This is a genomic window from Thermogemmata fonticola, from assembly GCF_013694095.1.
Lineage (GTDB): Bacteria > Planctomycetota > Planctomycetia > Gemmatales > Gemmataceae > Thermogemmata > Thermogemmata fonticola.
The window spans coordinates 274,317-297,407 of sequence record NZ_JACEFB010000002.1; the positions used below are offsets into that span (position 1 = coordinate 274,317).

At 58.9% G+C, this 23,091-nt stretch carries 13 protein-coding genes and 3 tRNA genes; 9 read left to right on the top strand and 7 right to left on the bottom strand.

What is annotated here, in order from left to right:
* Positions 1-24 precede the first annotated feature (24 nt).
* The 4 genes from H0921_RS04650 (at position 25) to H0921_RS04665 (ending at position 3,015) form a co-directional block, all read left to right on the top strand.
* Complete coding sequence (locus H0921_RS04650) at positions 25-723, top strand: hypothetical protein (protein ID WP_194536876.1); 699 nt, start codon at positions 25-27, stop codon at positions 721-723.
* Positions 724-808: 85 nt separating this feature from the next.
* Positions 809-882 (top strand) — tRNA-Asp (locus H0921_RS04655).
* A gap of 379 nt (positions 883-1,261) precedes the next feature.
* Positions 1,262-2,725, top strand: a complete 1,464-nt coding sequence (locus H0921_RS04660) for a cryptochrome/photolyase family protein (protein WP_194536877.1) — start codon at positions 1,262-1,264, stop codon at positions 2,723-2,725.
* A gap of 74 nt (positions 2,726-2,799) precedes the next feature.
* Positions 2,800-3,015, top strand: a complete 216-nt coding sequence (locus H0921_RS04665; protein ID WP_194537147.1) for a DUF2256 domain-containing protein — start codon at positions 2,800-2,802, stop codon at positions 3,013-3,015.
* Between the two features lie 79 nt (positions 3,016-3,094).
* Here H0921_RS04665 and H0921_RS04670 read toward each other — a convergent pair whose 3' ends face one another.
* The 4 genes from H0921_RS04670 to H0921_RS04685 form a co-directional block, all read right to left on the bottom strand.
* Entirely contained in the window at positions 3,095-3,535 is a 441-nt protein-coding gene (locus H0921_RS04670) for an acyl-CoA thioesterase (protein WP_194536878.1), read from the bottom strand.
* Between the two features lie 44 nt (positions 3,536-3,579).
* Entirely contained in the window at positions 3,580-5,220 is a 1,641-nt protein-coding gene (locus H0921_RS04675) for a M20/M25/M40 family metallo-hydrolase (RefSeq protein WP_194536879.1), read from the bottom strand.
* A 277-nt stretch (positions 5,221-5,497) separates the two neighbouring features.
* Positions 5,498-11,533: an alpha-2-macroglobulin family protein gene (locus H0921_RS04680; protein ID WP_194536880.1), complete on the bottom strand. Its 6,036-nt coding sequence runs from the start codon at positions 11,531-11,533 to the stop codon at positions 5,498-5,500.
* Between the two features lie 470 nt (positions 11,534-12,003).
* Positions 12,004-13,254: a lysylphosphatidylglycerol synthase transmembrane domain-containing protein gene (locus H0921_RS04685; RefSeq protein ID WP_194536881.1), complete on the bottom strand. Its 1,251-nt coding sequence runs from the start codon at positions 13,252-13,254 to the stop codon at positions 12,004-12,006.
* A gap of 728 nt (positions 13,255-13,982) precedes the next feature.
* Between H0921_RS04685 and H0921_RS04690 the strand changes: the two genes are divergently transcribed.
* Positions 13,983-14,055: transfer RNA gene (locus H0921_RS04690), tRNA-Ala, on the top strand.
* 649 nt (positions 14,056-14,704) lie between these two features.
* On the opposite strand, the gene H0921_RS04695 is transcribed toward H0921_RS04690, so the two are convergent.
* A tRNA-Arg gene (locus H0921_RS04695) sits at positions 14,705-14,778 on the bottom strand.
* A 280-nt stretch (positions 14,779-15,058) separates the two neighbouring features.
* Positions 15,059-15,718, bottom strand: coding sequence for an RNA 2',3'-cyclic phosphodiesterase (gene thpR / locus H0921_RS04700; protein ID WP_194536882.1), 660 nt, complete (start codon positions 15,716-15,718; stop codon positions 15,059-15,061).
* 274 nt (positions 15,719-15,992) lie between these two features.
* Between thpR and H0921_RS04705 the strand changes: the two genes are divergently transcribed.
* Positions 15,993-17,507 (top strand): serine/threonine-protein kinase, encoded by a 1,515-nt coding sequence (locus tag H0921_RS04705; RefSeq protein WP_194536883.1) that lies wholly within the window; start codon positions 15,993-15,995, stop codon positions 17,505-17,507.
* Between the two features lie 59 nt (positions 17,508-17,566).
* On the opposite strand, the gene H0921_RS04710 is transcribed toward H0921_RS04705, so the two are convergent.
* Positions 17,567-19,132: a UxaA family hydrolase gene (locus H0921_RS04710; protein ID WP_194536884.1), complete on the bottom strand. Its 1,566-nt coding sequence runs from the start codon at positions 19,130-19,132 to the stop codon at positions 17,567-17,569.
* A gap of 274 nt (positions 19,133-19,406) precedes the next feature.
* Here H0921_RS04710 and H0921_RS04715 point away from each other — a divergent pair, with 274 nt between their 5' ends.
* From H0921_RS04715 to H0921_RS04725, 3 genes are all read left to right on the top strand, one after another.
* Positions 19,407-20,357 (top strand): GDP-L-fucose synthase family protein, encoded by a 951-nt coding sequence (locus tag H0921_RS04715; protein WP_194536885.1) that lies wholly within the window; start codon positions 19,407-19,409, stop codon positions 20,355-20,357.
* A 59-nt stretch (positions 20,358-20,416) separates the two neighbouring features.
* Positions 20,417-21,451 carry a glycosyltransferase family 2 protein gene (locus tag H0921_RS04720; protein WP_194536886.1) on the top strand — a complete coding sequence of 345 codons (1,035 nt, stop codon included), beginning with the start codon at positions 20,417-20,419 and terminating at the stop codon, positions 21,449-21,451.
* 314 nt (positions 21,452-21,765) lie between these two features.
* On the top strand, positions 21,766-23,052 hold the full coding sequence (locus H0921_RS04725) for a tetratricopeptide repeat protein (protein WP_194536887.1): 1,287 nt from the start codon (positions 21,766-21,768) through the stop codon (positions 23,050-23,052).
* The last annotated feature ends 39 nt before the right edge of the window (positions 23,053-23,091 follow it).

The following is a 23,091-nucleotide window of genomic DNA, read 5'->3' on the forward strand; positions in this document are numbered from 1 at the left end:
CTCTGCATCTTTGGAGGCCATGTCATGCCAGTGGTCCAAGGATTTCGCGTTGCTGGTCTCTTCGGGTTGTGGGGTATGATGATAGCGGTGGCTTCTGCCGCACCCCAGGGATTGCCGGGTCCGATTGCCGTTCCCGGAGCACCTGGGATGCAACTCCAGGGGGGTAAGGGAATCGGGCCGTTGGTTAGTGCCTTGGCGACCGGCGGCATCCACGGGCAGCAGTTGGCTGCGATGATCCGGGCATTCCAGGCAGCCAAGGGAATTGGGCAGGGGCATGTGGGGAAAATGGGCGGTGGCAAAGGCGGCTTGGGAGGAGCAGGACCCTTTGGTCCTGAAAAAGCAGGCAAGGGTGGCAAGGGAGAACAGGCCTTCCCCGGTGTTGGCCACCCAGGGATGGTTCCCCTACCCAATTTAGGCGGTCAACAGGCCAAACCGGGTGGTAAACTGCCCGTTCCTGGAGGCGTACCCGCGGATCCGGGCAAGGCAATTCCAGGGGGCAAACTTCCGCCGGGCCGCGCTCAGCCCGGCTTCGTCCCGCCGTTTGGACCCGGTGGCAAGCAAATCCTTCCCGGGGGCGGACCCTTCGGTAAAGGCAAAGGGGGACAAGGAGGCCAAATCCTTCCCGGTGGGGATAAGCAGGGAGTCCTGCCGCCTTTTGTTCCCGGAGGTAAAGGTGGTTTCGGCGGTGGCGGCCTCTTCGGCAAAGGGAAGGGGAAGAAGTGAGGCGGGAGGAAGGCACTGCTGCGCGAAATTGCGGTAAAAACCTCTTGCCACGGTGCCGCCCTTGGCCTATGATGTGTAATGCAACGGGGACGTAGCTCAATTGGTTAGAGTACCGGACTGTCGATCCGGTGGTTGCGGGTTCGAGTCCCGTCGTCCTCGCTGCGAGACCAACGCCTGAACGTTGGTTTTTTTGTTGTTCCAATTCCGGGTCATTCTACTGGGCGAGTTATAGAGACTTTCATTGATGCTCGGTTCCTAATCCAGTCATTTCTCTAAGCCTGCCGAGAATTACTGATTCGACCGATGTTTCGCGCGGCCACCTTTCCGCCGAACTCAGCAGTTTTAGCTTCGCTAGATTGAACGCCACAATCGGCAAAAATTGACTGCTAGCAACTTCCTTTTGCTAGGCAGACCGGAGGCAACATCCAGAGTATGGCTATGGTTTGGAGCTTCGATCCTAGCATGAGTGGTGGAAGGGGTCGGTAGAAACTGGGGGAGGGTGGTAGGGCCAGAGCGAGGCATTCAAGGCTGCGAAGCGATGAGGACGGCGGCACTCATTTACCCGCACCAGCTTTTTCATCCTCATCCAGCGGTGAGAGGAGCGGATGTCATTTTCCTCGTTGAAGAGCCGCTTTTGCTTAGCCAATACAACTTCCACAAACAAAAGCTGATTTTTCATCGGGCCAGTATGCAGCGCTATTGGAAAGAGCAAGTTCCCCCGGCACGCTATGTACCGGTGGGCGAGCTAACGGACACAGGAGCGATCGTGCTTCAGATTCAAGCGGCGGGGTGTGATGCGGTGCGCGTTGTGGATCCGTGTGATGATTGGCTTTTGTCTCGCCTACAAGCAGCGTGTGCGGCACGGGGGGTACGCCTAACTGTTTTGCCTGATCCACACTTCCTCACACCGCAAGCCGAGATCGAAGCCTTTGCCCAAGGTCGAAAGACATTTTTCTTCACGGAGTTTTACATTCGGCAGCGGAAGAGGCTGGGAATACTCCTGACGGCGGAGGGTCAGCCGAAGGGGGGAAAGTGGAGCTTCGATCCGGAAAACCGACAGCGTCTGCCCGCGGGGTTACAACCGCCTGCTCCTATTTTTCCGCCGGAAGATAAGTACGTTTGGGAGGCACGGGAGTATGTGCGGCGACATTTTCCGAATGCACCGGGTGCCGATACTCCGTTTCTTTACCCCACCTCGGCTGTGCAGGCGCGTGATTGGCTCGCCGAGTTTCTGGAGCGGCGGTTCGTCCATTTCGGGGCCTATGAGGATGCCATCTCTGCCCGGTATGGGGTGCTGTTCCACTCTGTGCTCACGCCAGTGTTGAACGTGGGATTGCTTTCGCCGGGCGAAGTGGTGGAAGCGGCCTTGCGCTATGAAGGCCGGGTGCCTTTGAACTCGCTAGAGGGGTTCCTCCGACAAGTCATCGGCTGGCGCGAGTTTGTCCGCCTGGTGTATTTGGCGCGTGGACGCTTCCAGCGGACCCGCAACTTTTGGCGGCACACTCGGCCAGTACCAAAGTCCTTTTACGAAGCTCGCACCGGGATCCTGCCACTCGACACGATCCTCCATCGCGTCCTTCAGACAGCGTATTGCCATCACATCGAGCGGTTGATGGTTTTGGGGAATTTCCTGTTGCTCTGCGAGGTAGCTCCGGATGCCGTTTATCAATGGTTCATGGAGATGTTCATCGATGCCTACGATTGGGTCATGGTGCCGAACGTCTACGGGATGAGCCAATATGCGGATGGCGGCCTAATGACAACCAAGCCGTACATATCGGGGAGCAGCTACATTCGGCGGATGAGTGATTTTCCTCACGGGGAGTGGTGCGCCATTTGGGATGCCTTGTATTGGCGATTCATCGACCGCCACAGCCAGTTTTTTGCGGGCAACCCGCGCATGGCCGTGATGGTCCGGTTGAAAGAACGACTCGGTTCCCGCCGCTTGCTGGACCATTACCGGCGCGCGGAGGCGTTCCTGGAGCGGTTGCACGGAGAATGATGGAACTCGACCGGGGTATTTTTGAAAGCGGTTGCACGGCGGATGATTTTTCCTCGGAGGGTGGTGGAATGGCGATGCGGCGCCCTTCCTGTTCTCGGTCCGCCAAGGTATGCCCGGTATGCGGACGCTCCTTCCACTGGCACAAAAAGTGGGAACGGGATTGGGACCAAGTGCGCTACTGTTCGCATGCTTGCTGCCAACGGAAGAAGCAATTGCGGAAACAGACCGAGGAATCCGACGAAAGAACGGGGTACAGAGTGGCTGTTGAACGCAGGAACGGAGTCGGGTAGCCGGAAAAGAAGTGCAAGGTACAAACGGAAGTTGTATCCCCTCTGAATGCAAGATGGGAGAAACTTTTGGAAGCGGGGATCAACCGGGATTGGGCGGTTCGGAGGGAGAATCCGGGAACAGCGGGACGGGGCGGCGCTCCGGCTGGCTAAGATCGACTCCAACGAACACGCCTTCGGCCTCGGTGACATGGATGGTCTCCGGGCCGCGCTCGGCGTACACATCGACCTTGACGGTCATCGAAGTGCGCCCGATTCGGATCACCCGGGTCACGAAGCGGACCACATCACCGACCAGCACCGGCTTTTTGAACTCGACACGGTTGAGGGCCACGGTGACGAAGGCTGCCCGAGGATTGCCGCCGCGCAGGTGCAATTCGCGCTGGGCAGCAATGGCGCCGGCCAGGTCGATGTACGACAAAAGCACGCCGCCGAAAATCGTGCCGTGCTTGTTGGTGTCGCGCGGCATCATCGGCACCTGGATGGCGACATACGGTTCACCGGGGATAGCAGAGGCGTTCATGCCGGTTGTTCTAGGAGTTTTCGACTTTTTCGGACTATCCCCTGTCACTGGCGGGGGAGCAGTTCCGGCAGATTGGCAATGCGTAAGGCCGTGACAGCCACCACCTGCGCCCCTTGGATCAGGAATGGCTCCTTAGCTTTGTCGAAGGTGTCCGATTGGGTGTGGTGGGTCAGGCGATATTCGTCCATCTCTTGCAGGCAGGCGAAACCTGGTACCCCGGCGCTGTTGAAGGAGAGATGGTCTGTGCCGCCCATGCCGCGCAAGCTGGGACCGACCCAGCCCTCCAGTTCCTTGAGGGTCTCCAGTTCCCGTTGGAGGATGTCGTAACATCCCTTGCGGTTATGCAGAGCTAGGCCAAAAACCCGTCCGGTGCCGGTGTCGTGGACGATGGCGGCGGAATGGCGCGGCAGTTCGTTTTTGTAGCGCTGCACATACTGGCGGGAACCGTGCAATCCTTGCTCCTCCCCGCTGAAGAGAACGAAGCGGATAGTGCGTTTCGGAGGATGTCCCTGGCGGGCCAAGGCGGCGAGTGCGCGGGCGACTTCCAGGACAACGCAACTGCCGGTGCCGTTGTCAGTGGTGCCACTGGCCAGGTCCCAGGAATCCAAGTGCGCGCCCACGACCACGATTTCCTCCGGCTTTTCGCTGCCGCGAATTTCGCCCACCGTGTTGTAGACGGTGATGGGCCCGCGGATGAAGGTGTTGTGGATTTCCGTTTCGACGCGGACGCTCATGTCTCCCTGAGAAGCCAAGCGCCAGAGGAGGGAATAATGTTCATGGGCCATGTAGAGGCGGGGGACGCGGTTCTGAGCGGCAACGATGTCCCCCGGCCAGCCGCCGGTGGTGACCAGAAGGCCGTGTGGCTTGGCAGCATCCGACACTACGCAGGCGACCCCTTCGCTCTTGAGGAACTCATTGAGGGCAGCAATACCGGGTTGCCACTCATCGTGGAGGAAGCCATGACCTGCTAGCGAAGTGGTGGACCAGCTATAAGGAACCGGTTCGCGCGGTGCCGGGATAGCGGATTCTGCTTCCGCCGAATCGGAGATGGCTGTTGGGGGTGGATTCTTCTTACCGTCCTTTTTGTCCGGCGGAGGCGGGGGTGGGCCGTAGCGCAGGTCCGTCACAGGAGCAATGACCGGCGGCGGGGACAAAAGCACAACCGCATTGCGGAGTTTCCCCTTGTATTGGGCCAGCTTATCTTTAGTACGCTCCCGAATAATGACGACCGGTCCGGTTACCTTGCCCGAGGTGCCGGGGGTCCAGCCAGCGGAGGCGACAAGTAGGCGCAGGCCGCTGTCCGGTTCCACCAGGCGCATGGAAGCATGTCCCCGTTGCCAGCCGACGGGGATTTCCCAAGGATCGAGCCGGACGTTCACCAAACCGTATTCCCGCATCTTCTCCGCCGTCCAGTGATTGGCCCGTTCCAGCCCCGGCGAACCGGTCAAGCGAGCGCCGATGACATCAGACAGATACTGCAAGTTCCGCATGATTTGGGAACGTTGCCGGATTTCGGCGAGCACGGCCCGGTCTAGATCGACCGCTGTGCGGATCACCGGCTGCACTTGTGCCAGGCGCGGCGGGGGCGCTACTTCTACCTCGGCACTGTGGACTAAAGCAGCCAGGCCGCCGGCCAGAAAAGCCAGCGTCAGGAAAAACCGGGGAGGCAGCGGCAGCGTATACATGAGTATAACCCCTTGTGGCGTAACTCCCGGAAAAACATTCACGGACGAGGAAGACGATTGCTAGCCATTGTGGCGGCTTCGCCGCCAATGAGCAAGAGGCGGGCTGCATTTCTCAGGGGTATTTTCACCGGGGATAAGAAGTCTGAAACGCTGCGGCGGGAAATGGCTCAAACTTCCCCTGGCACAAAAACCGGACCGGTGGGAGAGGACCGGCCCGGTTTGAGAGGCGGTGTACCCCTAGAGGGGGGGTACTATCCTTGGATGGCCAACGCCGAGGTTACTCGACTCGCAGGGTCAGCGTCTCCGAGTGGCTCTGGAACTCCGGAGCGTACATGCACTGAACCTGAGCGTAACCCATGGGGTATTGGCCGCGGTGCTGTACGCGTAGGGCGTACTCGAAGACATAGACCCCTTTGGGCAGATACTCGATGAAAAAGTGGCTGGCAGTATCGCGGGTTGATTCATAATACCCCAACCCATCCTGCCACTTGTAGCGGCTCAGGACGTTGACCGGCTCAGTGCCGCTGCCCCGGTAGTCCTTGAGATGGACATATTCCATGTCGCGGTCGGTGCGCAGGATGATCCGCACAACCAATTCATCGCCGACGGCCACAGCAGCGCCGGGTTCCACGGGTGTCAGCACCGGTCCGCTCTTGCCATATGTGCGGCGGAAGAGTTTCTTTTCCAGCTTCAGAGGCGTGTCCGTCTGCGGCGTGACCTTGCTCAGGTCCTCCAGATAACTCCAGTGGATGCTGCCCCAACTGACGCCCGCATCCGTCTTGCGCAGGGTAATGCGGCCGTAATCTGGCTTGATGTCCGACTGCACGAAACGATGCTCGTAGAAGCCGGTGCCCGCTTCCACTTTCTGGGGCACGATCTTGTAGTCCCCCACGGTGACTTCGACGAGCGCGTCGGACTGCAAGAGATTGTCCCCGCGCAAGAGCAGGGCGTAGATGGCATCCGCTGTGGCTTTCGTGGTTTTCCAGTCGGTGGTCTGCTTCATCTTCAGCAGCCAGACCTTGCAGTTTTCCACCGCCTCAGCATCTCCGAGCACCTCGTCGAAGGCTTCGATCATCAAAGCCTGGGTTTCGATGGGAGCGCGGAACCAGGAGTGGGACATCTCCTGATCTCGCCAGTACATGCCAAGTTCTTCCTCGACTTTGGCGTGCTCGCGGATCGACTTGAGAATGGCCCTGGCCGTTTCCTTGTCGCCGAAGCGATGCAAGCCGAGGGCAAGATGAGCCTGGGACTGGCGGTGCCCCAAGGGGAGCCAGTATTTCCGGGCCTGGTCCAGCCAATAGTTGACCGCTTCCTGATGTTCCGGGGCAATAGCGCGATCGGCGAGGAAGAAGCTGCGGCCGTAGAGGTAGAACGCCACGATTGGGCTGAGGTGGTTTTCCTGAGGTTTGTGCTTTTGGGCCTCGAGGTATAGGCGCTGTGCCAAGTGATCCAGGTGAACCACAGCGCGCAGGGCCGGCTCCATGTCGATTTTGACGCCCAGGTGACGCAAGCGCCCGAAGCCCGTGGTAATGTAAAGGGTGATATAGTGATTGGGCGGGCCGCCGGGGAACCAGGGCCAAGCACCGTCGGGGTGCTGCATTTGGGCGAGCTTTTGCAGGGTCGCTGCCAGCTCTCTGTCCAGACGGTCGTTATCGAAGAGAACGCCGACTTGCCGGCGGGCTTCGCTCTCCCGTACAGCCTCGCGGATCCACGGGGTTTCTTCCAGCAGCACACTCTTGAGGTCGGCGTTCTTCTCCAGCGGGCTGTCTAAAGCGGCCGTGCCCTTCCACTGGTCGAACACCCGGCGGATCCTCGGGTCGCTATTGGCGATGTGCCGGGCGAGGGCATTGGCATAGAGACGGTTGAAAACCTGCTCGCTGCATTCGTAGGGGTACTCCATCAGATAGGGTAAGGCCATGATGGCGTACCAGGCCGGTTGGGACACCATCTGCACGGTCAACGTCTGATGGCGCAGGGTGTCGCTGCGGCCGGATTCGAGCAGCTTGCGGAACTCGAAGGTCTTCATGCCTGCGTTGCGGATCGGCAAAGGAAGCGATTCCCGCACCAGGACGCGCCGGGCGAGCACGGGGAGGTGGGCCTCTTCTCCGTCGCTCATCCGCGGCCCTGCCGCCACCACGCGATAAAGGAGCGGGCCGACGCCATCGGGGACGGTCAAGCGCCAGGCGTAGGTCTTGCTCTCCTTCGCTGCCAACTCGAATTTCTGCTCAGCTTTGATATTGCCCAGCTCCGCATCCACGGGACGCAGGGTGCGAGCGTCGAACAGTTGTAAACGGACCTGCCCAGCGATCGCCTCGGTGCTGAGATTGCTTACCTTGGCCGTGAACTCGATCACGTCCCCTTCCCGCAAGAATCGCGGCGGGTTGGGTTGCACCATGAGGTCCTTGGCGGTTACCACCTCCGCGGCCAAACCGCCGCTGCGCAACTGCGGATCGTGGGCAAAGAGCATCACCTTCCAGCGGGTCAACGCCTCCGGCGCGGTGAACTCGATGCGCACCTCTCCCTGCGCGTTGCTGATGAGATGGGGGAAGAAGAAGGCGGTTTCCTGGAGATTGCGGCGGGGGCTGACCTGATCCAAGGCCGCAGAGGAAGAGTTGGGGGGAACTGGAGGCGCACCCACCGGGTCCAAGGCGTTGCGATCAAATTCCCCAACAGCTTCTTTAGCTAATTGGGGCGCGGCCCGAAGCCTCTCACTTGCTGCCTCTGCCATCGCAGGCGGAGAACCGGAGAGGAGTTGGAGGCGGGTGGCTCCGCTTCGACCTATCAAACCGTCGTCCGGTCCAAATCCGAAGAAGCGATGGCCATGCCGGTCCCCGGTCACCTCTTTGGGGAAGCTGCGATAGGTGAAGGGTTCCAAATTCACTACCTCCGGTACTGGTGCGCGGACGAAAGCGAAACGCGAAGGCCCGTTCTCGAAGCGCAGGAAGTAGCGGCTATGATCGTGGCGGAAGGGGGCGATCTGTCGGGGCCAATTGTGGACATAGAAGGCGTCAAGGGAGGCGTCATACATCGCCGCGGCCACTTCCGCTACAGCTTTCTGAGCCTCCGGCCCGGTGATGATCGCCGTGAAAGTTGTCTTCTGTCCCGGCTCCAGGCGCGACACCAAACGCTCCCACTTCACCTGCAATTGCTTGTTGCTCCAGGGGACCTCCACCTGTCGTTGCGTCAGATAGGCCCGATTCTCCCGGACGAAGAGGACGCGCACCGTGAACCCGCCGCGCATCTTCTCGTCGATCCGCTGGCGGATGAGTTGTTGCGTGCGCTGCGGATCGGTCCAGAAGCTCTGGAGAATGCGCCCGCGATGCTCGATTTCCACATAAGCCTGGGCAGATTCATAACCGCTGCCCCAGAGCAGGAGGAATTCCTCGCCCACTTCGCAGCTCCATTTCGGAGCCACGAGCACTTGCGGCAGGCGGATGGCACAGCGGGCCGCCTCCGGTTCCACCACGATAAACTGATGTTTGGCTGTCACTTTTTTACCGAAGCGATCTTCGGTGGCGACGATGGCTCGGTAAATCCCGGGCGCTAGGCGGACGCGGGCCGTGAATTGCCCTTGGGCATCCGTGGAAAAGTCGGCGGTGTGCACCGCTTTATCCTCGGCCCAACTATGGGGTTGGCTGGGATCAGCGGGGGGTTGCTGGCCACCATTGGCCCCTCGCATGGGGAAACGTTCGCGGGGGTTGTCCATAGGCTGCCGCACAGGCTGGGGTGGCTGCCGGAGCGTGTAAATCGTCAGCTTGCCGCGGGCCGATTGTCCTTGGCCGTCGAGAGTAGTGGTACGCAGCGTCAGGGGAACCTCCTGGCTGGCGGGGAGCCATTCCGGGGTGGACATCTCGGCGCGCAGAGCCACGTAACCGATCTGGACCGAACCGGTACCGCTGCGGGTTTCCCCCGTGGTATCAGTCACGTCGGCGGTGATGGTGTAGGTGAAGGAAGGATCATCGGCGGGGTCCACTTGCAAGTCAGGTCGGGCGAAGAAGGTGATGGTGAAGCGGCCATCCGGTCCGGTGGTCGTGACGCCGTGGGCAATTTCTTGGGCAGGGGTCTCTCGCCAAGGCCGCCACCAGCAAAAGTCCTGTAACCAGCGCGGATAGCGCACCTGCCGGACCACGCGATAGGCCACCTTGCCTCCCGCTACCGGCACGCCGTTGTACTGCTGGGCCGTGCCCTGGACCGACACCGCCTGTTGGAGGCGCACGCCTTCCTGGGGCACTTCCAGCTTCACCTCGAATTTCGGCCGCTTGTACTCCTCGACGCGCACGACCGCCACTCCCTGTCCGCCGCGCTCCGCTCGGATCGTCATGGCTCCTGTCAGCCGGTTCTGCGGTGCCAGGAAGGTCCCAGAGAAGGAACCATAGTCATTACTCCGCAGTTGCAAGCGATCGATTTCCTTCCCGTTGACATCGCGGAACACAACGGTCACTGGCTCCCCGGCGAGTGTCTCGTACCGGTCCGCTTCTGCGTCTGTCCGCAACACGATTCCCTTGAAATGGATCGTTTGGCCCGGACGGTATATGGACCGATCTGTGAAGAACACGACGTTTTGCTGGATCCGTCCGAGGTCAAGGCCGTTTCTCAACCACAAGGGGTCGCTGGCTAGGAATTGATCCCGATGCCGGACGAGGAGGATGTAATTTCCAACTCCAAGTGGCAGGGAATATCGTCCCTGGGGATCGGTCACGGTTTGGGCGTCGACTTTGAACCAGCCTCCTTGTTGGCCGTGCTGCCAGGCTTCGATTTGGGCACCGGCGATGGGCGTACCCTCACGGGCATGCACGACCAATCCCTCGGCTACCGAGGTGTACTGATTTTGTCGTTCGACAATGGCCAGCTCGCTGACGAAAACGCTGGTGTAACCTAGCCAGGAACGGAAGTCCGGGTCGAATCCAACGAAGATGCGGTAGAAGCCCGGCTTGAGGTCCTTGGGGGCCGAGATTTTTTCCGTCCGCGGTTTGTAGTCTGGCGTGGGGGGCAGGACGTGGCGGAACCGCCGAGCATTCTTGTGTTGGAGCAACGCCTTGATCTCGTGCTCCTCGAGATGGTTCGGACTCCACCGCTGTCTCTGCAAAGCACGCACAAAATCATCGGGAACGATGCAGATGTGGGCCTCGGTCAAATTGCGGTAGGTGAGAGTAATGTCCGCCCCCGCTTCGGTCCAGACGCGCTCTGTGTTCACCTGAGCTTCCTTCGCTTCGATGCGGACGATTAATCCCTTAGCGAGTTGGCCACCGGCGCTCTTCGGGAAGCTGCGCTGAGCCTGGAGGGCGATTTCCCGCGCTTGGGCCCAGTCCCCTTCCTCGTAGAGAACCTCGGCGAGTTGATAGCGAGCCAAGGCGGACAGCTGGTGCTTCTCTTGCGTCGTGATGAACCGCTCCAGGGCCGCCTTGTACCGCCGGTTCTTGTCAGGCCCCGCCGCTTGGTTCCAGCCGAAGCGTAACCGGTGCAGATCGGCGTCCAGCAGCGCACTGGGGTCTTTGTCCTGCCGGTGGAAACTCAGCAGTTTCTGGAACAGTCGAATGGCTTTGTAGTTGGGGCTGTTGCGATCGGTGGTCTGAGGCTGCCAGGCGAGGAAATCATCCAGCGAGTCGAAGATGGGCATGTCCGGGGTGATCTCGAAGGCGTCTTGCGGCTTGGCCCCGGCTTGCTCTCCGGAGGCATAGAAGTGGATCGCCTCGAAGGCGAGGAAATCGTAAAGCGTAGGCCGGTACTTGTCCGGGAGGGTGCCGCCCTGGAGCCAGTGGCTATAGCGGCTGATGGGAATGGCTTGCAACTCCTTTTCCGCTTGCAAGGCCGCCTCAAAGTTTTTGTCGATCTCCGCATAGATGCGCGGCAGGTCCCAAGTGCGAATATCGTCGCCGGGAGACACCGCTGTCGCCGTTCGATTCAAATACCGCCAGCGGTTCTGCTGATAATACTGCCAGTACCAATGACCCAGAACGGCATGCAGGATGGGCCGCATCTCCGCGGGCATTTGGCCCATCTCCGCTTGCAAGCGTACGATCTTTTCTTCGGCTTTGTTTCCCTCGATGGTCCCGATCAGATGGTATTTTTTGACCAAGGCACGAATTGCTTCGGGATAGTCTTTGTCCCGCAGGGCCGCTTCCAGGATCGGCTCCAAAGCGTTGAGAGCCGTCTGCGGCAAGCCTTTCTGCTCCGCCTCCGCCACCTTCTTCCACATCTGCTGACGCGATTGTTGACCCATGGTATGGCCCACCAACAGGGATAGCGATAGGGCTGCTATCCACAGTACGCTGAGCTTGACCGATTGCATAACTCCGCAGCCAGACCTGGCCATCGCTGGGCCCCTCCAAAGGCGGAAATGGAACAGGGTATTCCACTTGTTGCCGACAGGTTAACACTTCCGACGATTTTCTCCGGTGCAGAGTTTCCTCCGGTTGGCACTTTTTTCCATATCTTCGTGAAGTTCCCCTTTAGGGAAACCTTCGGAAGTGCCGTTCCCTCCACCCAACGATTATCCCCGACGGAAGGGGGCTATTCCAGAGAGAAACTTCTCGGTTCCCAGAGAGAAGCTTCCCGGTCCTGCGAGAACCCTGCCAGTCTTGCAAAAGCTCCACCGGCTTGGGGAAAATTTTCCGGAATCGAGAGTTGCCAGCGATGGCCAAGAGGTGAACTTTCAGGTGTTGGCCGACGTCATGACCCAGTGGTCCGCTTCAGAGTCGAGGGGTGGCGGTCCGTAGGGAGAGGGGCGGAGCCGGCCTGGAGCAGGCAGCAGGCGAGGGATGCGGGCACGCTGGAGCGGTGGGGCTAGCGGGAAGGCGGTGGTATGGGAGTGTCATGGGGAGGGGACGGGGTAACAATGGAAGCGGGGGGAGTGGAACCCTCGCCGCGGGGAGATGGGGAGGCCAACGGATGAGGAGTGGCTTCCGAGAGGGAACCGTTGACCGAGGGTGTACAGGGAGTTGCCAATGGGAACCACCCCGAAGCTTCCGCCGAAGGCGCCGCTGGAGAGTCGTCGGTGCGAGGGGAAGCGGGGGTCAGGGCGGTAGGCAACTCCTTTTTCATCCGCAAGTAAATCAGATAGCCGGCGGCTCCCAGAAGCCATTCCACAATCCGCAGGGACAGCCGGGCAATTACTCCCCGACTGGCAGAACGTCCGGAGAGCTGGTACAGTCCCGCAAAGGCGGCTTCACCCACCCCGACTCCGCCCGGCGACACCGGCAGCGCTTGCACAATGAAGCCGATCGGCGCGATAACCAGGTGCTCGGCCAAACTGGCCGGCTGTTCCGCCGCTGTTCCAGTTGCAGGAAAGACGCGGGAGGAGGCATGGAACGCCAACACTAAGGCCACATGCGACGCTGCGGACAAAACCACGCCCCACGCCATCGTTCTGGGGCGTTGCCGGTACATCCACACGGCAAACCAAAACTCCGCCAGCACGCCTCCGATCTTCGGCAGCCAGCGTAAGCGGCGAGCAAACCGGTCCACCCGGCGCTGCGGCAGATAACCCAAGAGAATGAACCCCGCTACTGTCGCCCCGCTGCACACCGCCATCACTTGGATCACCCGCTGCAACTCGGCGTTGCCCGCCAACCGTTCCTCTCCTAGACCCCAGGCCGCTGTGCCCAGAACCGCCACGAACAGCACCAGTCCGAACAACCCCAGCGCCCGGTCGATCAGCACCGTGGCCACCGCTCGCGTCTTCCGCTCCCGATTCTCCCGCGCAATGAAGTAGGCCTTGAGCAAATCCCCCCCGATCGACCCCGGCAGAAACGTATTGAAAAACACCCCCACCAGACCCAGCCGGCAAGCATCCCGCAGCGTGAAGGGCAACTCCAACGCCCGCACCAGCAGATACCAGCGCACCAATTGCAAGCCTAAAGCTCCCGCCGTCAGCACCGCGGCGATTACAAGCCACACTTCCGACACCGGCCCCGACAGCAAACTCCGCAACCCTGGCGCCCCCGTCGCACTGTTGTCCTCCCAGTACCGGGTCACCACCCAGATCAGCAGACCGAAGCCGATACCATACTTAATCACCACACGCAAATAAGTCATCCTCCGCACCACTCCCTCGTTCCACAAGCTTATCGATTTCGATGATTTCGCCTGGTCACTCCTGGTTTCCCGGTCGCTTGACCCGCCCACTTCCGCTCAGCGTTTACCCTTCAAGCGAACCGCAAACGTCTCCCGTCCGCAATCGGCCTTTCTCTGTCTGTCCCCCTCCTCATAAACATTGGGACTCCCGAATCCGGTCCCCGGACTCCTCGCCGGTTCCAGACCTCCGCCATCCGGCATCGCTATTTCACCGGCCTTGGCCAATTCTGGAATATTTTTCACACTCCGTCCAGTCGAACCGCTTTCCAGGGTTCGGTCCTAGCCTGCCCTGTCGATTTTCTGTTCAGTGTAGGCCAATTCCGCTCGACTTTCGCCTGATTTCACGCGGTTCTGCCGCCCCGCTTTCCTTTCAGTCTTTTCCGATTCGTTCATTGGTGCGAACCGCTGTCCGCAGTTCTAACTTCTGTTTTTGCCGTGTCGTTCCGATGAGTTGCCGTCCCGCCTTTCTTTTCGCCTTTTCGCCTTTTCGCTTCGTTCATCCCAGTGAAGATTGCGAGAAAAAAGAGAGGCAAACTCCGACCTCGACGTGATCTTGGATGCCGGGTGGCCTGTCCAGCTTTCGTTGCGAGCACCTGCCCTGTCGTGGCTTCCCATCTCCGGGAATCTTCTGCCTAATGCCCAGAGCGCTGTTGACTTCTACCCCCGGCCAGCATATTTTGGATTGTGATGGGGATGTAGCTCAGCTGGGAGAGCGCTTGAATGGCATTCAAGAGGTCAGGGGTTCAAATCCCCTCATCTCCACTAAAAGTTGTGATACGCATATCTTAGGACAGTAACACGACGCATAATGTCAACATTCCCGAACACTTGCGGCTGAATTTCCCACATTCCGATCTCGTTCTGGCGATCGGATCATCTCGGATGCGTTATCATCCCTACGCCGCTTTCTGCAACATCTGATTGCGACATGGATACAAGACGCTGATCTTGCTGCTCCACGCCCAGTCCTCCGACCCCCAAGTCACTTTCTTGGGAAGCTTCGGTTTGGTAGAAGCGATGTTCGTTAGCCACGTCCACCGTAGCCCTCACTCGCGGACGACGCGGGCCGGTCTTCTTATCCATCGAGGGTGCCCCTGTGGATTTTTGGCAGCGTACTTGTTAGCGCGTCGTGAGTTGTCCCGTTGAAAGTTTGTTAGTGTACCCTATGCGGGTGCAACCAAATTCTCTGGGGGTTCCCTGCCGGGCAGCTCCGCTAGTCTGGGGAAACACCTCGCAGGTTCAGCCCCCACCCCCAGAAAATCTGGTTACACCCCCCCTATGCTATCACTAGACCAATTATTGACAGAACTGCTGCGGCCCGGTTAGGCGAACTACATGATGGGGTCGCCCTGAGCAGACCACGGATTCAGCATACTGGTATTTATTGCCAAGTGGCCTCCTAGAGCTGGAGTACCCCCGGCAGGACTCGAACCTGCGACCGGCGGTTTAGAAAACCGCTGCTCTATCCGGCTGAGCTACGGGGGCTAGGACATCACTTGAACTGCATCTCCCATTCTAGCGAGAGAAGATGGCGTCGTCCGACGGAGAGGGATAGCAGCCGAGCGCCGTAAATTAGGAAACGGGCAGAATGGACGCTTCGAGTTTTTTTGCTGCAGGAAGAATTTGGGAAGTTGTAGCATGGAGATTGTCCGACTTCATCAGCTAGGAATAGCGAGCAGCATCTCTCCTGTGAAAACACCACTATCCTGACTTTATCGTCATGACGTCCCGCGGTGATCGGGAGTTGGCTGGCATTAGGATCGTTTCAATCTGTCTCCTGGTGAGACTGGTCAGGGTTGGTAATACCCAGGGGTTTGGGCGTGATCAGCGGGGAAACGGCATCGGAAGTTGGCTTTGCACCCAAGGGGCAACGAAACAGGGGAGTGTGAATCGGTCCGTGACGTTCCAATGTGCTGGCGAATACGATCACCTGATCGACCCAGGTTTGACCGGCTTCCCAATCCGTGCGTTTGTCGAGAGCCCGCCGCAAGGACAGGTGAGTAGCATGGGATGGGATACGTCCCAAGGTCAGGTGGGGGGTAAAAGGTCGGCCTTCCGGTCGATATAGACCGGCGGGGATCAAGCGCTGGGCAATGCCTTCATGCAAGGTGCGGAGTTGCTCACTACCCTGGCGGACGCCGGCCCAGAGAATCTTCGGGTGATGCCAATCGGGGAAGGCTCCCAGTCCTGCAACGTGGAGAGAGAAGGGAGCAAAGGTATGCGTTACAGCTTGGACGTGTTCACACACCTCTGGCAAGTTGCGATCCTCGACATCGCCAAGGAACAGCAGGGTTAGATGGAGAGTATCCGGATGGGTCCATTTGATGGTAGGGGTGACCTGGGCTAAAGTTTGTTGGAGTACCTGGGCATTGTGACGGACACCGGCACTCACTTCGACGGCGATAAAGGTGCGAGTTCGGGCCATAGGACACCTGAGATTCGCAGAGAATCAGCATGGGCAGAAGTTACCACTTCTCCCGGCACAACGATTTGATCCGTGATATTATTCGACAGAAAACGGAAAGGAGAAAGACGGTTCGGAACAAAGCAGGAGTTTTTTTCGACCCGTTGGGGCGTGGCATTTGATCTGGAGCAGCCGGCGGCAGGGTGAATTATCATCTAGAATAGAGCATCTCAGGAAATTGAGAGAAGCTAAGAAAAGAGGGCAGGCCTGGCCGCCGATAGGTCGGGGTAATGTTGTGATCTCGACATTTGAGGAGTGGTTGGCAGCGTTGCAGAATAGTGGGCTGCTCACTGCAGCTCAGGTGGAGGAAGTGGCCCGTTTAGGCCGTTCGCGGCGCTGGCAGGAGTGGGATGAATTGTTCGAGATCCTGGCACGACGAAGGCTGGTCAGCATTTACGCAGGGCGAAAGATTCTTCAGGGAAAAGGGGGGGATTTGTCCTTTGGTCCCTTCGTACTGCTGGACAAGCTTGGCGAAGGCGGTATGGGCAAAGTGTATCGAGCACGCCGCCAAATGGATGGCACGGTCGTGGCTCTGAAGATCGTACGTCCCCATTTGCTGAATCATCCCTTGATCCGCCGACGCTATGAGCGGGAAGTAGCGGCAGCGTTGAGTCTGAACCATCCGAACATTGTACGGGTGTATGAGGCGGGGGAGCATGAAGGCCGGCATTATTTGGCCATGGAATTCATTGACGGAATCGATTTATCCCGCTTAGGGAAGGAATATCGACCGCTCGCCATACCAGAAGCCTGCGAGTATATCCGTCAGGCCGCTTTGGGACTGCACCATGCCCATGAGCGAGGGTTTGTGCATCGAGATATTAAACCCTCAAACATTATCGTGGCTGGAGAACGGCATTTGCCTCAAGCGGTGGAGCCGGCGATGGCCAAGATTCTGGACATGGGTTTGGTTCGGGCCATCGGGGCGGCGGAAGAGGGCATCGCACCTTTAGAGCTGACCCGGGAAGGCGTCGTTGTAGGAACCCCGGATTACATGGCACCGGAGCAGGCCAAGAACTCCCGACAGGTGGATATTCGTGCCGATCTATACAGTTTGGGTTGCACGTTGTATTTTCTGCTGGCAGGCCGTCCCCCCTTCGCTGAAGGAACGGCCATTGAGAAGATTCTCAAGCATCAGTTGGATCCGGTTCCACCCCTGCGGGAATGTCGCCCTGATGTGCCGCCGGAGGTGGAAAAACTGGTGGTGCGGATGCTGGCGAAACGGCCAGAAGAACGTCCGTCCTCAGCCCTGGAAGTGGCTCAGGAATTAGAACGCTGGTGCCGCTATCCGTTCATGCTCCATCCCACACCGATGGTTGTCCGGCAGCAAGGCCACTCTAGTTTATCCCTAGGTGCTGCTACCCCTCCGGCAACCACGCCTCCAGAGACGGAATCGGCCTTGCGCGGCCCCACCGATCCGCAGGTGACCCCGCCGGGACCGGCCACCTGTCCTGTGCCAATGACACCTATGGTAGTGCCTGATAAAGTAAAATCCCGGCCAACTTCCGCCTCCGCCGCCTCGGAGCGACAGGAACGTACTCCGGTGTCACCACGGAAACCAGAGCGTGTGGTGCCTCCTGTTCGGATCGGGACCAGTCGGCATCTGCCATCGGGGGGGCATGCATCAAGACGGCAAAAACTAAGGAAACGAAAGTGGTTGGGTATCGATCAACTTCTAGTCGTGGTCGTGATCGTCTGTCTATTTCTGGCCCTGATGCTGGCAGCGGCGGTGACCTTCCTCCTGCAGTGAAGCGTGCCAAGCGGTTGGAGGGTGGATTCTAAGGGTTAGCGTACTGCGCTTCCAAAGGCTCAAAGAGTCGGACCAATCGACCAAGGGGCAAATTCCTCTTCACCGACTCCTTGTTTTTCGCTTTTGGTTTTTTCTCCGCTAGCGACGGCGAGGATTTTCTCAAAGATTTCCTGGCCCACTTCTTCGACTGGCACGCCATCGAGAATCCGGCCGGCGTTGATGTCCATGTCGTCGATCATGTGTTCGTAAAGTGGAGTATTGGTAGCGACCTTGATACAAGGAGCCGGCTGGCATCCAAAGACGCTGCCCCGACCCGTGGTGAAGACACACACATTGGCACCGCCGGCGACAATTCCCGTCATGCTGACGGGATCGTAACCTGGTGTGTCCATAACGACGAATCCCTTGGCCGTCACAGGTTCCGCATAGCGGTATACTTCCACCAGAGCGGTGCTGCCGGCTTTAGCAATGGCACCGAGGGATTTTTCATAAATAGTGGTGAGGCCGCCTTCCTTGTTTCCGGGACTGGGGTTGTTGTTGATTTCCGCTCCGAAGAGGGACGTGTACCATTCCCACCAGCGAATGCGTTCCACGAGTTTTTCCCCGACTTCCCGACTGATGGCCCGGCGGGTAAGGATATGCTCGGCCCCGTAGATTTCGGGAGTTTCCCCCAGGATGGTGGTGCCGCCTTGTTGGACGATTAAGTCCGAGGCCACACCCAGTGCGGGATTGGCGGTGATGCCACTATTGCCATCGGAACCGCCGCAGTTTGTGCCCAAGATCAGATGTTTGGCGGGCAATGGGATTCGGCGGACATCGTTGACGCGGGGCAGCAGCTCCATAACAGCCCTCACGCCGGCGGACACCGTCTTGGCAATCCCTCCACATTCCTGAATGGTGAGAGTCAACGGCTTAGCCGGAGCGTTGCCATTGAGACTGAGCAAGTGCTCCCGTTCGATCAGATGGGTGGCCTGGGCAATTTCGCAACCTAGACCGACGAGAATGTAGGCGGCGACATTCGGATGGCGTGCAAAGCCTGCTAGTGTGCGTTCCAATTGCTGATGGTCCGGCCCCTCGTATTGCATGCCGCAGCCGAGGCGGTGAACAATCGCCATGACACCATCCACATTAGGATATTTCTGCAAGATACCACTGGCCCGCACGCGCTCCACGATGTACCGGCTGGTACTGGCGGAACAGTTGACAGTGCTGATCACGGCAATGTAGTTCCGGGTGCCGTAGCGCTGGTATTCCGGCCGATTTGGCCCACGATCGTATCCCAGGAAGGTGCGCCATTGAGCAGGGGGAGGCAACGGCGGTGGGGTCTGACTAGCAAAGGCGTAGTCCCGCTCAAAGACACCGACCTTGACGTTATGCACGTGAACATGTTCGCCGGGTGCAATCGGCCGGGACGCAAAGCCGATGATCTGCCCATACTTGCGAATAGCCGCCCCCTCCGGGATCGCCTGCAAAGCGACCTTGTGACCAGGACGAATCGCTGTTGCGGTAGAAAGCACAGTCTGATCCCAGAGTAACTCCGTTCCCGCAGGTATCAAACGGCGGCATACAGCCACATTGTCTTCTGGGCGTAACTGGATGGCATAGTCCCGTAAAGACCCCCTCATGATCCACTGTCCCTCGGTGTTTGAGCACCAAGATGGCGCTGCTTGACCTGTCGCAATCCCGTGGTTCCTCTTCTATCACCATAGCAAACCCCTACGAATTTGTCTGAGAATGGGCGATTGGCGTTGACGCTGATCCACCGTTGCTGTATCAGGATGGCCTGCTGGCTTGCAAAAATCCGACCGGAATGTGAGCAGGACGAAATTTGCTAAGGAGCAAAAGGGGGAGGCGCCTGCTCCTGACAGTGTACCCCACAGACCAGTGAAGGAGTCGCTGATGGACATCCGCAGCAAACGGATCGTGGTGACGGGAGGTGCAGGGTTTTTGGGTCGGCACGTGGTGGCCCGACTGCGGCGGATCGGTTGCGAGCAGATAGCGATCCCTCGATCCCATGAGTACGACTTGACGCGTGAGGCCGATATCTATCGCTTGTTGCACAAGGAGCGGCCCCATCTGATTCTGCACCTGGCGGCTAAAGTCGGCGGCATCGGTGCTAATCGCAAATATCCCGGTACGTTCCTCTATCAGAACCTGATCATGGGTGCGCAACTGATCGAAGCGTCCCGCCGATTGGGTGTGGAAAAGTTCGTCATGGTCGGCACGATTTGTTCTTATCCCAAATACACTCCCGTCCCATTCCAGGAAAGCGAGTTGTGGAATGGCTATCCTGAGGAGACCAACGCACCGTATGGCCTGGCTAAGAAAATGCTCTTGGCCCAGTTGCAAGCGTACAAACAAGAGTTCGGCTTCAACGGGGTGAATGTGCTGCTGGTGAATCTGTACGGTCCCGGAGATAATTTCGATCTGGAAAGTTCGCATGTGATCCCTGCTTTGATTCGCAAATGTATCGAAGCCCAAGAGCGTGGTGAGAAGGTCTTGCCCGTCTGGGGGACTGGCCGACCGACGCGGGAGTTTCTCTATGTCGAGGATGCAGCGGAGGCATTGGTACGGGCTGCAGAGGTGCTCGATACTCCGGAGCCGGTCAACATCGGTTCGGGACAGGAAATCTCGATTGCCGAGTTGGCTCGCCTTATTGCCCGGAAGACTGGTTTTACAGGGGAAATTCGTTTTGATCCCTCGATGCCCGATGGTCAACCGCGGCGCTGTTTGGACGTAACCCGTGCCCGGCAGTGGCTAGGTTTCACGGCTCGAACGAGTTTGGAGGAAGGGTTGGAGAAAACGATTGCTTGGTACCGGGCGGCACGCCAAGCGGCTAAAGCAGCCTGAATGCTTCCGGAGTTGTCCCAAACTCGGCATAATCTCAGAACTCACAACGGGGTGTCCCGATGGTTGAGGACAAATCGATTTCGGGATCGTCAGGTCTGCCTGCCATCGAAGGGTTGCAACGGGAGATTCGCGCCCTGCGGCTACAACTGGCGGAGTTGGAGAAATTCGTTCACAGCCTGACGTGGCGGGGACGCCTGCGCCGCTGGTTGGCCTTGTTGGTTGGTGCTCGTTTGAACCGCCTCGTTCACTACGCACCGCGCCCTTTGCGCTTGCCCCGGCGATATTATCAGCCGCTTCCGTTACCGGAGACGCCCCCGACAATTTCCCTCGTGACCCCTTCCTTCAATCAGGGACGATTTCTGGAAGCGACGCTCAGGAGTGTACTGGATCAGAAGTATCCCTGCCTGGAATACGTTGTACAAGACGGCGGTTCGACGGATGAGACTGTGCAGATTCTCGAACGCTATCGGTCCCAACTGTACCATGTAGAGTCTCGCAAGGATAACGGCCAGGCCCATGCCATCAATCTTGGCTTTCAGAAGGCGACCCGCGGCGAAATCATGGCTTGGCTCAACTCGGACGATCTGCTGCTGCCGGGGACGTTGCACTACGTTGCTGCCTATTTCGCCCGGCATCCCGAGGTCGATGTGGTATATGGCCACCGGATCATCATCGACACACAAGGGCAGGAGGTTGGGCGGTGGGTTTTACCGCCGCACGATGATACCATGCTGCAATGGGCGGACTACGTGCCCCAAGAGACACTCTTCTGGCGGCGTCACCTGTGGGAACGTGTCGGTGGCATCGATGAGTCCTTCCACTTCGCTATGGATTGGGACCTGCTGCTGCGCTTTCGGGAAGCGGGGGCACGGTTTGTACGCTTGCCTCGCTTTCTCGGCGCCTTCCGCGTTCATGCCGATCAGAAAACCACGGCGGAACTCGTCGATAAAGGCACACCCGAAATGCAGCGCTTGCGGCGGCGAATTCACGGGCGGGAGGTAACTTTGGAGGACATTCGCCGCCACATGCGGCGCTACATGATCGCTCACGTTTTGTACAATCGACTCTATCAGGTCGGTCTGTATCGCATTTGAACTGTTAGCTTCCACCTTATTTCAACTAGCTTGGAAGGGTGGCGAATTCTCACCCAATTGATGACTTATCGCATCACCCTGTTCCACACGTTTTGTTCCAAGTATCCCGTCTTCTTCTGCCGGGTCGAAACCTGCCAGCAACATTGATCCTTCGGATTGGGGTATGCGCAGTCAGTAAAGCGGGAGGCATCATTCCATCCCGGAGCATTTACAAAATTTACAATAGAAGGGGAGGAACTGGGAAAAAGATAGAATACGTCGCTAGAGAGAAGAGTGTGTGAACAATGGACAACGATAGGTCCGGGAAAGTACGTTTGCGGCGATGGACCCAGGGCGGGGTGCTTGCGGTCTTCTTTTTCCTTTTGGGCTGGCCTGTCTGGACGTACGTGCATGCAGTGCATCAGTGGAGGAGCGCCCAGCAGGCCGCTGAGGTTGAAAATTGGCCGCGCGTCCGGGAACATCTCGAAGCCTGCCGCTCGATGTGGCAGTACAACTCCTCGTGGCATTTGGCGTATGGCCGTGCCCTGCGACACCTGGGCGAATGGACATTGGCCCGTCAGCATATCATCCACGCGGAACGATTGGGACACGATCCGAGCGATGTTGCTTTAGAGAAAGCCTTGTTGCGGTATCTGGAAGGCGGCCCAACTGCCGAGAGGGAGCTGTGGGAACGTTTTAGCCGGGGAGAAGCGGCGGATGCCGTACAGATTGTGCCAGTCCTTGTACCGCGGCTCCTAGCCCAATTTCGCTTACCGGAAGCTGGGCCGCTCTCCGCCCGATGGGTTCAATTGCAGCCGCAATCCGTCACCGCCTGGAAGTACCGAGCGCAAATCCTCGAACGGCTCCACCCCAATAGTGACGAAACCGTGGCAGCATGGCGGCAATGGTGGCGTCTAGCCCCGCAGGATCGAACAGCCCGCTTCGGCTTGGTCCGGCTTCTGTTGCAGCGCCGGGAGCGCATCGAGGAAGCAGCGGCCCTTCTCGAAGAGCACTCGCAGCAATTCCCCGAGGATGAGGAAGGCCGGCTCCTTCTCGCCGAGTGCCGCTTTCTCCAGGGGAGCAGCGAAGCGGCCCTAGAATTGCTCCACGCCGTGATTGCAGCGGGAACGCAGGAATCGCGTGCCTATTGGCTTCGGGGACGATGGTACCTCCAAGTCGGAGATTGGTCACGGGCTATAAGCGATTTGCGTCGGGCAGTGGAGTTGGACCCTTCTTTCCCTGACGCCTGGTATAACCTGTTCCAGGCTTTGCAACAGGCCGGTGCACCGGCAGAAGAGGTCCAGCAGGTAGAGGAACGCTGGCGGCGCTGCGATCAAGACCTGCGACAAGCCGGGCTACTGGCCCGCCGCATCGGGGAGCAGCCGTGGGACCCCGATCTACGCCAGCAATTGGGTGAATTGTTCCTCCGCAATGGCAGAAACACCGAAGGTCTGCGCTGGCTGCATTCTGCCTTGGAGATTCGACCCGATCACTTGGCCAGCCATCGAACTCTGGCGGAGTACCACGAGCGGCACGGCCGCCCGGACCTGGCAGCACCTCACCGCCAATTCCTGTCGGCAGCTCGCCCCTCACAAAATCCCTCCGGCCAAACCCCGCGTTGAAGGCATGCTCTTCCACTAACCTGTAGCGATCTCTCCTGT